Raw genomic sequence first — 12,545 nt, 5'->3', positions numbered from 1 at the left:
GGGTCGACCTCGGTCAGGTGATCCGACGTATGCTGTCGGCGATCTCGTCGGGTTCGAACACACGCTTCCAGTCGTCGCGCATCAGCATCGGCTTGCCGTTCTCGATGGCCTTGTTGCAGGCGTCGGAGAAGGCGCCGGGCTGCACGTCGAAGATCACTGCGCCGAGGATGTTCATATGGCCGAGCAGGAAGTCGCGGGCGCACTCCTCGGGGACGCCGCGGTTCACCACCTCATCCATGGCTTCGCGCATCACTGCCAGCAGGGTAGCGCAGACGGTTTCGGAGAGCCCCGGCTCGAGCAGCGCCATCTGCTCGACGCTGACCCGATGGGAGCGGCCCACGGGGGCATAGATGGTTCGTGCCACCGCCTCGCCCAGGGCGTAGCTCTCCTCGGGGCCCTGCATCAAGGCGCTGACGATGTGCTGGGTGGCCTTGTAGCCGCCGAAGTAGTCGCGCTTGGCTTCGAGCTCGGTCTCGTCGTTGAAGATCGACGGGTGGCAGGGATGGCTGACGAAGTACACCAGGTCCTCACGCTCGGGCAGGTGACCGGCGAAGGGGGCCGCGGCATCCAGGGTGACCAGCATGGTGCCGCTTTCCATCAGCGGCGACAGCTGCCGGGAGATCTTGCCGATCAGCGTGTCGGGAACGGCCAGGATGACGACTTCGGCACCGGGTACCGCCTGCTCGGTGTCGACGCAATCGATGCCCAGCTCCTCCTTGAGGCGGGTGCGGCCGGCCTCGCTGACCTCCACGTGGCGGACCTCGAATGGCGAGGGCTTGAGGTTGCGGGACAGGCGAAAGCCCATCTTGCCGCCGGCACCGATCAACGCGATGGTGGTCATGAAGAATTCCTCTCTGGTCTGCTTGGATCAGGACATGGCACCCGGAAAGATGGGAATTGCCGAGCAACTGGTATAATGACATGATAATCACCTGTCTCTGTCAAATACGACGATGGTCGCAGGAGTGCTATCGATTTTTGTCGTCGATGCGTAAGCTGCGCTTCTGCTGCCGCCTTAGGAAGGTCAACGATCCATGAGTGATGCCTTGAAGATCAGCCGTCGCAAGCTGTCCGATGACGTCTTCGATCGGCTATACGCCATGCTGCTGAACGGCGACTACACGCCGGGCGATCACCTGCCCTCGGAGCGGGAATTGATGGAGCTGTTCGGGGTGGGGCGGCCGGCGATACGCGAGGCAATGCAATCGCTCGAACGCCTGGGCCTGGTGGCGATCCAGCATGGCCAGCGGCCACGGGTACTGGCGCCGACGGCCGAAGGGCTGCTGTCGCAAATCGAACTGACGGCCATGCACATGCTGTCGAGCTCGCCGCAGTCGCTCGAGCACCTCAAGGAGGCGCGTACGTTCTTCGAACTGGGCATGGTGGCGCGCGCGGCGAGAACCGCCGAGGAGGCGGATATCGTGCGCCTGGAGGAGCTGGTGGAGCGGCAGCGCCATGAGCTGAATCGCGATGCCGGGGCTTTCATCAAGGCCGACATGGCCTTCCATCAGGCCATCGCCGAGACCACCGGCAACCCAATCTTCATTGCGGTGAGTCGCGCCATGCTCGATTGGCTGGCGCACTTTCATACTTCGATGCTGCACTGGAAGGGTAACGAGCACATTACCCTCGAAGAGCACGGGCGCATTCTCGAGGCCATTCGCCGGCATGACGAGGCGGGGGCGGTGGCGGAGATGCGGGCTCACCTCGAGAGGGCTCGGGCTCTCTACGTATCGGAGCAGACCTGAGCGAGTTGCACTGGGCTATCGCGGCCGCGCGAATACCTGCGTCCAGAAGGGCGAGTAGCGCGACGCTTCGGCCTCGACCGAGGCGGCACCCATTTCCGTGAATTCATCGCTCATGATGTTGCTGCAGTGCCCCGGGCTGTCGAGCCAGCCCTGCATCACGGCCTCGACCTCGGCCTGGCCGGCGGCGATGTTCTCGCCCACGGCCATCCATTCGTAACCCGCTTCGTTCACCCGCGCGGCAACCCCTTCGTCGTCTTCACCGGCATGGCCGAAGAACTCCTCTTCGGCCATGGCTCGTGAATGGGCCTTGGCCGCCTCGGTCAGGCGACAGTTCCACTCCAGCGGCTCGGCCGCTTCATGTTCCTCGTCGCCGCACTGGCGTGCCTCGCTGCGCGCCTGGTTGACGCGCTCGAGCATTTCTCGCTGCTCTTCGTTCGGCTCGCACTCGGCCAGTGACGGAACGGAGTGGAAGGCAGCGCCGAGTGTCAGGAATGCCGCCGGCAGCGATGCAATGGACAGTTTCATCGACCTTCCTCTGGCCGTGGGTTTCCTATTGCACTGTAGTCGTGGTGCCAGGCGGATGCATGCCCTCAGCCCCGCGGCGGCAGGATGCGCCCGGGGTTCATCAGGCCGTCGGGGTCGAACAGGGCCTTGATGCCTTCGGCCAGTTCACGCTCCACCGGCGAGAGCCGGGCCAGGTAGGCGGATTGCTTGGTGCGGCCGATGCCGTGCTCGGCGCTGATGCTGCCGACGAAACCGTCGAGCACCTCGAACAGGCGTTCCTCCAGGGCATGCAAGTGAGCGCGCTTCTCGGCCTCCGGCATGGCAGGCGGCGGCAGGACGTTGAAATGCAGGTTGCCGTCGCCCACGTGGCCATAGGCGATGATCTCGCACTCCGGCGAGGCTTCCATCACGCTGCGGCTGGCCTCCTCGACAAAGGCGGGAATCGCCGAGATGGGCACCGAGATGTCAGTGCGCAGGTGTTCGCCGCGGCGTCGCTGGCCTTCCAGCATGCTTTCGCGGAACTGCCACAGCTGGCGTGACTGGACTTCACTGGCGGCCAGCGCGCCGTCGAGCACCAGCCCGCGCTCCATGCCCTGTTCCAGCAGGTGCTCGAGCATGGCGCCGAGATCCAGCGGGCCACTGGCGCTGACTTCCAGCAGCACGTACCAGGGATAGCTGTGGTCCATGGGGTCGCTGAGCGTCGAGGTGGCCTCCATGGCGAGCTCGATGCAGCGGCGCGGAATCAGCTCGAAGGCGCTGAGCAGGTCGCTGCAGTCGCAGCGGGCGAGTCCGTAGAGTTCGATCACCGCTTCCAGGGAATCCAGTCCGAGCAGCGCTGTGCGGGTCTGGGTGGCGCGGGGTGTGAGCTTGAGTACGGCGCCGGTGACGATCCCGAGCGTGCCCTCGCTACCCAGGAACAGCTGCTTGAGGGCATAGCCGCGGTTGTCCTTGTGCAGGGCGGTCATACCGTCCCACAGGCGGCCGTCCGGCAGTACCACCTCGAGCCCCAGCACCAGCTGGCGCATCATGCCGTAGCGCAGCACGTTGAGTCCGCCGGCGTTAGTGGCGATGTTGCCGCCGATCTGGCAGCTGCCCTGGGCGCCGAGGGCCAGCGGAAACTCGCACTCGTGCTCGGCCGCGGCCTGCTTGACGCTTTCGAGAATGCAGCCGGCGTCCACGGCCATGGTGAAACTGATCGGGTCGATGGCGCGAATGCGGTTCATGCGCTCCAGGCTGATCACCAGTTCGCCGCCGTCGGCTGCCGGCAGGGCGCCTGCCACCAGCCCGCTGTGGCCGCCCTGGGGCACCATGGGCACGCCATGGTCACGACACAGGCGAACGGTGGCGATGACCTCCTCGGTGGAGGCGGGGCGGGCCACCGCCAGGGGCATGCCGAGTCGGTCGCCGGCCCAGTCCGCCACGTAGCGGGTCATGTCGTCGGGCTCGCGCAGCAGGCCTCGCTCGCCAAGGCGTTGGCTGAGCGCGGCAACCAATGCATCTCGCTGCATATCAGCTCTCCTCCTGCCAGGCGGCGCCATCCGGGAAGCGATGCCGAGCCAGCGACTCGGGGTGCATGGTGATGCTGTAGCCCGGCGCCTCGGGCACCCGGTAGCGCCCACGTTCGACCACCACGGGATCGACGAAATGCTCGTGCAGGTGGTCGACGTACTCCAGTACGCGCCCTTCCAGGCTGCCCGAGACGGCGATGTAGTCGAACAGCGAGATATGCTGGACGTATTCGCACAGCCCGACACCGCCGGCATGGGGGCATACCGGTACGCCGAACTTGGCGGCCATCAGCACGACCAGGATCACCTCGTTGAGCCCGCCCAGGCGCGCGGCGTCGAGCTGGCAGTAGTCCAGCGCTTCGGCCTGGAAGAACTGCTTGAACATCACCTTGTTGTGGCAATGCTCGCCGGTGGCGACGCCGATGGGGGCGACGCGGTGGCGGATCTCGGCGTGGCCGAGGATGTCGTCGGGGCTGGTGGGCTCCTCGATCCACAGTGGATCGAATTCGGCCAGGCGGCGCATCTTGGCGATCGTCTCGTCGACCTCCCACACCTGGTTGGCATCCATCATCAGCACGTTGTCCCAGCCGATCTCCTCACGCAGCAGGGCGGCGCGGCGAACGTCCTCCTCCTGATCGCCGCCGATCTTCTGCTTGAAGTGGGTCCAGCCCTCGGCGAGCGCTTCGCGGGCCAGGTGGCGCACCTTGTCGTCGCTGTAACCGAGCCAGCCGGCCGAGGTGGTGTAGGCGGGGAAGCCGTCGCGCTTCATCTCGGCCTCGCGCTCGGCCTTGCCTGGCTCTTGCTTGCGGAGCAGTGCGATGGCTTCCTCGGGCGTAAGGACATCGGTGACGAAGCGGAAGTCCAGGCAGCGCACCAACTGCTCGGGCGACATGTCGACCAGCAGCTTCCAGATGGGCTTGCCCTCACGCTTGGCCCACAGGTCCCACACCGCGTTGACCAGGGCGGCGGTGGCCAGGTGGATCGCGCCCTTGTCGGGGCCGATCCAGCGCAGCTGGCTGTCGCCGGTGATCTCGCGCCAGAAGCCGCCCATGTCGTTAGTGATCGAGGCCAACGTACGGCCCTCGACCAGATGGGCCAGGGCGTCGACCGCAGCGACCACGATCTCGTTGCCGCGGCCGATGGTGAAGGTGAGGCCGTGCCCCTCCGGGCCGCCATCGTCGACGTGCAGGATGACGTAGGTGGCGGAGTAGTCCGGCGCGGCGTTCATGGCGTCCGAGCCGTCGAGATTGCGCGAGGTGGGAAAGCGGGTGTCCTGTACTTCGACCCGGGTGATGGTGGTCATGCGGCCTCCTTGCGAGGAGTCTGGTGTTTGGCCAGGACTCGTCTAACATGCTATCTGTGTTGTGTTGTATGACAGGTATGCCAAGCCAATGTCACTCTAGCGCAAGGTGCCGAGTCGGGTCGACAGCCAGCGTATCGGCAGCCATGCAGCATGCTAAGAGTGACCATATCCGATCGTGAAGGAGAATCCCGTAATGCTCGATGAGTGGAAAGGCAAGCGTGTGCTGATCACCGGAGCCAGCCGCGGTATCGGGGCGGCCGTGGCGCGCCAGCTGGGTGCGTTGGGTGCTCGGGTCGCGGTGCACTACCACGCCAGCGCCGACAAGGCCCAGGCCGTGGCCCAGGACATCCGGGAGGCCGGCGGTGAGGCCGTGGTCGTCAAGGGCGACGTGAGCCGTTCCGCGGAGGCCCGGCGTGTCGTCGACGAGGCCGCCGAGCAGTTGGGCGGGTTGGACATGCTGATCAACAACGCCGGGGATATGCTGGGGCGCGTCTCGCTGGGCGAGATCGACGACGAGCACTACGACCGCGTGCTGGACCTCAACGTGCGCTCGGTAGTAATGGTTTCCCAGGCCGCCTTGCCGCACTTGAGGCGCGCCGGCGGCGGCAACATCATCCATACCGGCTCGATTGCGGCGCGCAACGGCGGTGGGCCGGGCGCGGGGCTGTATGCTTCGGCGAAGGGCTTCGTCAGCACCCTGACGCGTAACATGGCCAAGGAGCTGCTGGAGGACAAGATCCGCGTCAACGCCGTGGCACCGGGCGTCATCGCCACCGATTTCCACGTACGCCATTCCACCGAGGAGCAACTGGCCGCAGTGTCCGCCTCCATTCCCATGGGGCGCACGGGGGTCGCCGAGGATTGCGTAGGGGCCTACGTGTTCCTGGGTACCGACAGCATGAGCGGTTACGTGACCGGCCAGATCATCGAAGTCAACGGCGGCCAGTTGATGCCATGAGCCCGACCCCAGCGCCCGATGCCGCAGCCCGCAGCGGGCATGACCTCGCCATCACCATGGGTGACCCTGCTGGTATCGGCCCGGAGATCATCTGCCGTGCCGTGGCCGGCATGACGCCCGAGCAGCGAGGCGGCGTGCTACTGGTCGGCGACCCCGAGATCTACCGTCGCGCGGCCGCCCTGATCGAGGCGCCGCTGGAGTTCGTCTCGTTCGAGGAGCGTCGTTCCGGCGACGACCGCGTGGCCGTGGCCGAGGTGCGCGTGGCCCAGGGCGAGGAGCTTCCCGATGGCCGTATCAGTGCCGCCGGCGGCGACCTGGCCTTTCGCTGCGTCGAGCGCGCGGTGGCACTGGTGCAGGCGGGGCACGCGCGGGTGATCGTCACGGCGCCGCTGAACAAGGCGGCGCTGCATGCGGCCGGCCATCATTACGATGGACACACCGGCATGCTGGCCGCACTCACCGGGGCGCCATCCTCGTTCATGTTGCTGGCTTCCGAGCGGCTCTCGACACTGCACGTTTCGACCCACGTGTCGCTGCGCGGCGCCATCGATCGGGTGACCGTGGAGCGTATTGCGGCCACCGTGGAAGCGGGGCATGAGCACCTGAAGGCCATGGGTGTGGCGTCGCCGCGCATCGCCGTGGCCGGGCTCAACCCCCACTGCGGCGAAGGCGGCATCTTCGGTGACGAGGACGAGCGGATCATCGCGCCCGCGGTGCGCGCGCTGCGCCAGCGCGGCTTCGACGTACAGGGGCCGATCTCGGCCGATACCGTCTTCTACCGTGCATCCCGCGGTGAATTCGACCTGGTGGTGGCGCAATACCACGACCAGGGGCACATCCCGGTCAAGCTGATTGCCTTCGATACCACGGTCAACGTGAGCCTGGGGCTGCCGGTCATGCGCACCTCGGTGGACCACGGCACCGCTTATGACATTGCCTGGCAGGGCCGTGCCGATGCCACCAACATGGGCGCGGCCATTGCCTACGCCAGGCGATTGGCGGCGCAGCGGGCAACGGCATGAATACGGGCTGTGACATCGCCATCATCGCCGATGACCTGACCGGGGCGCTCGACGCCGCCGCACCCTTCGCCGAGTACGGCATGGTCACGCGGGTGGCTGTGACGATGGAGGGGCTCGAGGCCGCCCTGGTCGGGGGCGAGGACGCTCCTCGGGTGTTGGCGGTCAATACCGGTTCGCGGCATCTCGATCGTGATACCGCCGCCCGGCGAGCGCGGAAGGCCGCCGAGATACTGCTGGCACAGCGCCCGCGCCTTCTGCTCAAGAAGGTCGACTCGACGTTGCGCGGCCAGGTCGTGGCGGAGACCGCTGCTCTGCAACGCCTCGACGGACAGCGTCGCCTGCTGGTTTGCCCCGCCGTACCGAGCCAGGGCCGCCGCGTGCTGGGTGGCGAAGTGTGGGTCGATGGCGAACCGCTCTCGACGACCGCCTATGCCCGGGACGGCCTTTCGCCTGCGCCGGCGGGGCCGCTGGTTCGCAGCTTCGCGGAAGATGGCGTATCGCTGGTGCGTCACGTTGCCGAAGCAGGGCGGCCTCTGCCGCTGACGGATTGCGTCGTCGATGCCACGGACGACGCAACACTGACGCGCCTCGCCGAGCGGCTCCTCGAAGCACCGGGAGAATGGCTGCCGGTCTGCGCGGCAGGCCTGACCCAGGCGTTGGCTGTAAGCCTGGCGTTGCCCAAGGGCCGGGCGCTGGCCCAAGGCCAGGTGGCAGCGTCGCGGCTGCCCGCGCTGAACGCGCCGGTACGCGTACTGCTTGCGGTGGGCTCACGGGCGCCCCGTGCCCGCCGCCAGCTCGAGCTGCTGCGCGAGGCGTTCCCCGAGATTCCCTGTCTGTCTGCCTTCGGCCCGGTACACGGCGATGACGACCGCCGCGAGTGCGTCATCGTGCCGGGCGTGCCTGCAGGGCGGGAGCCGAGTGCCGAGGCGGTCGCGGCGGCCATGGCGGAAGCCGTTGCTGCGGCGGGTGGGGAAGCGCGGGGCGTTCTGCTGTTCCTCTGCGGGGGCGATATCGCCCTGGCCGTGCTGGAGCGACTCGACGGCGACTACATCGAGCTTGCGGGCCAGTGGCGCCCAGGTGTTCCGCTGGGCCATGTCAACGGCGATGCCGAGCGGCCGGTCATGACAAAAGCGGGGGGCTTCGGCGCGGAGAACCTGCTCGTCACGCTGCTCGCGGGCATTAGACATTCGTCGCAAGCCTGACCTCTCGGTTGCAGCACGCGAAGCGAGGGACTAGCTTTCCTTATGATGGTATGACACGTATACAAGTACCCATCGACAAAAGACGGTAACCACCGTCGCAGGCACGCTCAACTGGGAGAACAACAAGATGGTCAAGCAGAGCACCCGCCAGTGGAATCGCTGGCTGTCGACCTCGCTGCTGGTAGTGGGGATGGGCGCCGCGGGCGCCGCAAGCGCCGAGTCGCTCACCTTCGCTCACGTCTACGAGACCTCCGAGCCCTATCATGAGTGGGCCCTGTGGGCGGCCGACGAGATCGAGGAGCGCACCGACGGACGCTATACGATCGAAGTGCATCCCGCCTCGTCGCTGGGCAAGGAGGAGGACATCAACGAGGGCCTGACCCTGGGTACCGTGGACATCATCTACACCGGGAGTCAGTTCGCCGGGCGCGCCTATGGGCCGATCGGCATTGCCGGCGCTCCCTACATGTTCCGCGATTTCGACCACTGGCAAGCCTACGCGGAAAGCGACCTGTTCCAGGAGATCGCCCAGGGCTACCAGGACGCGACCGGTAACGTGCCGGTGGCGCTCAATTACTACGGCGAGCGCCACGTGACCTCCAACGAGCCGATCGAGAAGCCCGAGGACATGCAGGATCTGAAGATCCGCACGCCCAACGCGCCGATGTACATGATGTTCCCCGAGGCGGTGGGGGCCAATCCGTCGCCGATCGCCTTCGATGAGGTATACCTGGCCCTGCAGCAGGGTGTGGTCGATGCCCAGGAGAACCCGCTGCCGACCATTCGCGCCAAGGCATTCTACGAGGTGCAGGATCACATCAACCTGACCGGCCACATCACCGATTCGCTGCTAACGATCATCGGCGGGCCGCTGTGGGATCGCCTTTCCGAGGAGGATCGCGAGATCTTCCGCGAGGTGTACCAGGAGGCGGGCGAGAAGATCACCGCCGACATCCAGCAGCAGGAGCGCGAGCTCGTGGCCTGGTTCGAGGAGCAGGGCGTGACGGTCAACGAAGTCGATCGCGAGCCGTTCCGCGAGGCGGTCATGCCCGAGCACAACGGTGAAGACGCCACCTGGGACCAGGAAACCTACGACCGGCTGCAGGAAATCGGCCAGTAACCGTTCGAGGCGTGCCGCTCCGAGCGGGGTGGCACGCCGGGGAGGGCTTGTATGTCTCACGATACCCTGCCGCCCGAGACCGCCAGCATCGATCCCATCGAAGAAGACGAGTTCGACTTCAAGGCGTACGGCTGGGAAGACTGGCCGACCTTGGTGGTCTTCTGGGTGCTGGCCTCGGTGGTGTTCCTGCAATTCTTCAGCCGCTACGTGATCGGCAGTTCGGTGGGCTGGACCGAGGAAATCGCCCGTTACCTGTTGATCATAGTGGGTTTCCTGGGTAGCGCCATGGCGGCGCGCAAGAACTCCCACATCGCCGTGGAGTTCTTCTATCGCTACATGCCGGGTAGCGTCGGCCGGGCGATGTCGATGCTGGTGGATATCGGTCGCACCGTGTTCTACGGCGCGGGCGTGTGGATCAGCTATGGCCTGGCGGCCAAGACCAACGCAATGATGGTGTCGATCGACGTGCCCAAGGATGTCATCTACTACGTCGTGATGGTCGGGTTCCTGCTGATGCTGGTGCGCTCGATCCAGGTCACGATCCGTCACTGGCGCGAAGGCGAGAGCGAGCTGACCACGGCGAAGGATAGATGATGACAACGACAATCAACCGGAGGGCTCGCCATGCCTGAGGTTTCGGTCGCACGGCGCAAGGGTTCGGTCGTCCCGCCGCTGATCGCCGCCATGGCGGTCGCCTTCTGTGTGCTCATGGCCATCATGGGCTACTACCTGACGTTTCTGTTCGCCACGATGTTCACCCTGCTGGTAATGGGATTTCCCATCGCCGTGAGCCTCGCGGGCTCGTGCTTGCTCTATGTCTACCTGACCGGCCGGGTGCCCGACATCGTGGTCGCGCACCGCATGATCAACGGCATCGACAGCTTCCCGCTGCTGGCGATCCCGTTCTTCATCCTGGCCGGCAACCTGATGAACCATGGCGGCATCACCACGCGGATCTTCGATTTCGCCCGCGCCTTGATGGGCTGGATGCGCGGTGGGTTGGGGCATGTCAACGTCGGCGCCAGCATCGTGTTCTCGGGCATGTCGGGGGCGGCGGTGGCCGACGCCGGCGGGCTCGGCACCATCGAGATCAAGGCCATGCGCGACGCCGGCTACGACCAGGAATTCGCAGTGGGAATCACCGCAGCCTCGTCGACCATCGGCCCGATCATTCCGCCCAGCCTGCCGATGGTGATCTATGGCGTGATGGCCGGCGCCTCGGTGGGCCAGCTGTTCGCCGCCGGTCTCATCCCGGGGCTGCTGATGGGGGCGAGCCTGATGATCATGATCGCCATCCTCGCGCGGCGGCGCGGCTATCCCCGCGATGCCTCGTTCTCGCCGGTTCTGGTGTGGCAGACGTTCAAGCGCGCCTTCCTGTCGCTGTTGACCCCGGTGATCATCGTCGGCGGCATCATCACGGGGGCTTTCACGCCGACCGAGTCGGCGATCGCCGCGGTAGTCTACGCGCTGATCCTCGGTACCCTGGTCTACCGTATCCTGACCTGGCGGCGTCTGCTCAAGGTCAGCATGGAGACCATAGAGACCACCGCCGTGATCCTGCTGATCGTTGCCGCTGCGTCGATCTTCGCCTGGATCCTGACCAGCAACCAGGTTACTCGACACGTGATGGAACTGCTGGGGCCGTTCTCGGACAACCCGATCGCCATCCTGCTGTTGATCAACCTGGTGCTGATCGTGGTCGGCTGTTTCATGGAGACCATCGCCGCCATCACCATCCTGGTACCGGTACTACTGCCGCTGGCCGTGAATGCCGGGGTCGATCCGGTGCACTTCGGCGTGATCATGGTACTCAACCTGATGATCGGCCTGCTGACCCCGCCGGTAGGCATGGTGCTCTACGTGCTGTCTCGCGTCTCGAACATCTCCTTCGAGAAGTGCATGCGCGGCACGCTGCCGTTCCTGGTGCCGCTGGTGATTGCGCTATTGCTGGTGACCTTCATTCCGGCCATCTCCATGTGGCTGCCCACGCTCGTATACCGCTGAGGAGTGTAGATGTCCCGATCCGACGAGCCCGCCGCATGCGTGGCGGGCGCCGATCTGCAGACTTTCATGCAGCGCGCCCTGGCCCGCTGCGAGGTCGACGAGGCCTCACGTAACGCGGTTGCCCGGGCTCTGGTCACCGCCTCGCGCATGGGGACCGACAGCCATGGGCTGCGCCTGCTGCCGCACTACGTCCGTGCGGTGCAGGGCGGGCGCATCAACCCGCGTCCCGCCATGCGCTTCACCCGACGCCTGCCGGGGACCGGCTATCTCGATGCCGACGACGGTTTCGGCCACTTGGCCGGCTACACCGCCATCGAGCACGCCATTGCCATGGCCGAGGAGATCGGCATCGGCGCGGTGGCGGTGGGGCACTCCTCCCATTTCGGAGCGGCCGGTTGCTACGCGCTGGAGGCAGCCCAACGAGGCTACATCGGGTTGTCGACCTGCAACGCCGATGCCTTGGTCAGCCTGCATCACGGGCAAGGGCCGTTCCATGGCACCAATCCCATCGCCTTCGCCGCACCGGTGCCCGATCAGCCGCCCTATCTGCTCGACATGGCGACAAGTTCGATTCCCTGGAATCGGGTCAAGCAATATGCCGCCATTGAGCGTGAGCTACCGCCCGACGTGGTCGTCGACCGCCAGGGGAACCTGACCACCGATGCCTCGCAGGCCGTTTCGTTGTTGCCGCTGGGAGGCGCCGACTTCGGTTTCAAGGGGGCGGGGCTCGCCGGTATGGCGGAGGTGCTCAGCGCGACCTTGACGGGCATGATCCACGGCTTTCGCATGCTGCCGATGAGCGGCGACGACATGAGCACGCCGCGTGGCGTCGGGCATTTCTTCCTGGTCATGTGCCCCGATGCGTTCGTCGAGCGGGGCGTCTTCGATCGCGGCATGCTGGCGTACCTGAAGGATCTGCGTGCGCAGCCCGCCCTGGAGGGCCGGGAGGTGCTAGCGCCCGGCGATCGGGAGTGGCGCTGTCAGGCGCGTCGCGATGCCGAAGGCATTCCGCTCGACTCGGCCAATGTGGTGGCCTATGCCGAGCTGGCCGAGGAGTTGGCGATACCGGCGTTGACATAGTGCCGGTGACATAGTGCCGCAGCGCGGGGCGAGGATGCAGTATCATATGGGCCGGCCCCTACAGGGCGCGGGTTGGCTGGCCAGGAGTTGCATTGC

Annotated in this window: 12 protein-coding genes; 8 read left to right on the top strand and 4 right to left on the bottom strand. The window is 66.1% G+C overall.

The annotated features are described in order from the left end of the window. Window positions 1–13 precede the first annotated feature (13 nt). A complete protein-coding gene (locus HBJ55_RS01570; protein ID WP_167110367.1) occupies window positions 14–841 on the bottom strand; it encodes a phosphogluconate dehydrogenase C-terminal domain-containing protein in 828 nt (275 codons plus the stop codon). Between the two features lie 193 nt (window positions 842–1,034). Between HBJ55_RS01570 and nanR the strand changes: the two genes are divergently transcribed. After that, entirely contained in the window at window positions 1,035–1,748 is a 714-nt protein-coding gene (gene nanR, locus HBJ55_RS01565; RefSeq protein ID WP_167110365.1) for a transcriptional regulator NanR, read from the top strand. A 15-nt stretch (window positions 1,749–1,763) separates the two neighbouring features. Here the strand turns inward: nanR and HBJ55_RS01560 are convergent, their stop codons facing one another. From HBJ55_RS01560 to HBJ55_RS01550, 3 genes are all read right to left on the bottom strand, one after another. After that, window positions 1,764–2,273, bottom strand: coding sequence for a CAP domain-containing protein (locus tag HBJ55_RS01560; RefSeq protein WP_167110362.1), 510 nt, complete (start codon window positions 2,271–2,273; stop codon window positions 1,764–1,766). Window positions 2,274–2,338: 65 nt separating this feature from the next. Beyond that, window positions 2,339–3,760, bottom strand: a complete 1,422-nt coding sequence (locus HBJ55_RS01555; protein ID WP_167110360.1) for an FAD-binding oxidoreductase — start codon at window positions 3,758–3,760, stop codon at window positions 2,339–2,341. Between the two features lies 1 nt (window position 3,761). Next, window positions 3,762–5,063: an L-fuconate dehydratase gene (locus HBJ55_RS01550; protein WP_167110358.1), complete on the bottom strand. Its 1,302-nt coding sequence runs from the start codon at window positions 5,061–5,063 to the stop codon at window positions 3,762–3,764. 193 nt (window positions 5,064–5,256) lie between these two features. On the opposite strand from HBJ55_RS01550, the gene HBJ55_RS01545 reads away from it, so the two are divergent. The 7 genes from HBJ55_RS01545 to HBJ55_RS01515 all read left to right on the top strand — a co-directional run bounded on the left by HBJ55_RS01545 (window position 5,257) and on the right by HBJ55_RS01515 (window position 12,449). Beyond that, window positions 5,257–6,021, top strand: coding sequence for an SDR family NAD(P)-dependent oxidoreductase (locus HBJ55_RS01545; protein ID WP_167110356.1), 765 nt, complete (start codon window positions 5,257–5,259; stop codon window positions 6,019–6,021). Next, the gene (gene pdxA, locus HBJ55_RS01540; protein ID WP_167110354.1) at window positions 6,018–7,043 is read left to right on the top strand and encodes a 4-hydroxythreonine-4-phosphate dehydrogenase PdxA; all 1,026 of its coding nucleotides are present in this window, start codon (window positions 6,018–6,020) and stop codon (window positions 7,041–7,043) included. The genes HBJ55_RS01545 and pdxA overlap by 4 nt, the downstream gene beginning before the upstream one ends. Continuing rightward, window positions 7,040–8,245, top strand: a complete 1,206-nt coding sequence (locus HBJ55_RS01535) for a four-carbon acid sugar kinase family protein (RefSeq protein ID WP_167110352.1) — start codon at window positions 7,040–7,042, stop codon at window positions 8,243–8,245. Before pdxA ends, HBJ55_RS01535 begins: the two co-directional genes overlap by 4 nt. A gap of 127 nt (window positions 8,246–8,372) precedes the next feature. Then, window positions 8,373–9,365 carry a sialic acid TRAP transporter substrate-binding protein SiaP gene (locus HBJ55_RS01530; RefSeq protein ID WP_167110350.1) on the top strand — a complete coding sequence of 331 codons (993 nt, stop codon included), beginning with the start codon at window positions 8,373–8,375 and terminating at the stop codon, window positions 9,363–9,365. A 51-nt stretch (window positions 9,366–9,416) separates the two neighbouring features. Continuing rightward, complete coding sequence (locus HBJ55_RS01525; RefSeq protein ID WP_167110348.1) at window positions 9,417–9,959, top strand: TRAP transporter small permease; 543 nt, start codon at window positions 9,417–9,419, stop codon at window positions 9,957–9,959. Window positions 9,960–9,989: 30 nt separating this feature from the next. Further along, entirely contained in the window at window positions 9,990–11,369 is a 1,380-nt protein-coding gene (locus tag HBJ55_RS01520; RefSeq protein WP_167110346.1) for a TRAP transporter large permease, read from the top strand. A gap of 9 nt (window positions 11,370–11,378) precedes the next feature. Continuing rightward, window positions 11,379–12,449: an Ldh family oxidoreductase gene (locus HBJ55_RS01515; protein ID WP_167110344.1), complete on the top strand. Its 1,071-nt coding sequence runs from the start codon at window positions 11,379–11,381 to the stop codon at window positions 12,447–12,449. Window positions 12,450–12,545: the final 96 nt, after the last annotated feature.

The organism is Billgrantia bachuensis (assembly GCF_011742165.1).
GTDB lineage: Bacteria > Pseudomonadota > Gammaproteobacteria > Pseudomonadales > Halomonadaceae > Halomonas > Halomonas bachuensis.
This window is presented reverse-complemented; position numbering and strand designations above follow the sequence as displayed.

Coding starts and splice junctions, on each gene's coding strand:
- HBJ55_RS01570 (WP_167110367.1), bottom strand. CDS start 841: ATGACCACCATCGCGTTGATCGGTGCCGGCGGCAAGATGGGCTTTCGC.
- nanR (WP_167110365.1), top strand. CDS start 1,035: ATGAGTGATGCCTTGAAGATCAGCCGTCGCAAGCTGTCCGATGACGTC.
- HBJ55_RS01560 (WP_167110362.1), bottom strand. CDS start 2,273: ATGAAACTGTCCATTGCATCGCTGCCGGCGGCATTCCTGACACTCGGC.
- HBJ55_RS01555 (WP_167110360.1), bottom strand. CDS start 3,760: ATGCAGCGAGATGCATTGGTTGCCGCGCTCAGCCAACGCCTTGGCGAG.
- HBJ55_RS01550 (WP_167110358.1), bottom strand. CDS start 5,063: ATGACCACCATCACCCGGGTCGAAGTACAGGACACCCGCTTTCCCACC.
- HBJ55_RS01545 (WP_167110356.1), top strand. CDS start 5,257: ATGCTCGATGAGTGGAAAGGCAAGCGTGTGCTGATCACCGGAGCCAGC.
- pdxA (WP_167110354.1), top strand. CDS start 6,018: ATGAGCCCGACCCCAGCGCCCGATGCCGCAGCCCGCAGCGGGCATGAC.
- HBJ55_RS01535 (WP_167110352.1), top strand. CDS start 7,040: ATGAATACGGGCTGTGACATCGCCATCATCGCCGATGACCTGACCGGG.
- HBJ55_RS01530 (WP_167110350.1), top strand. CDS start 8,373: ATGGTCAAGCAGAGCACCCGCCAGTGGAATCGCTGGCTGTCGACCTCG.
- HBJ55_RS01525 (WP_167110348.1), top strand. CDS start 9,417: ATGTCTCACGATACCCTGCCGCCCGAGACCGCCAGCATCGATCCCATC.
- HBJ55_RS01520 (WP_167110346.1), top strand. CDS start 9,990: ATGCCTGAGGTTTCGGTCGCACGGCGCAAGGGTTCGGTCGTCCCGCCG.
- HBJ55_RS01515 (WP_167110344.1), top strand. CDS start 11,379: ATGTCCCGATCCGACGAGCCCGCCGCATGCGTGGCGGGCGCCGATCTG.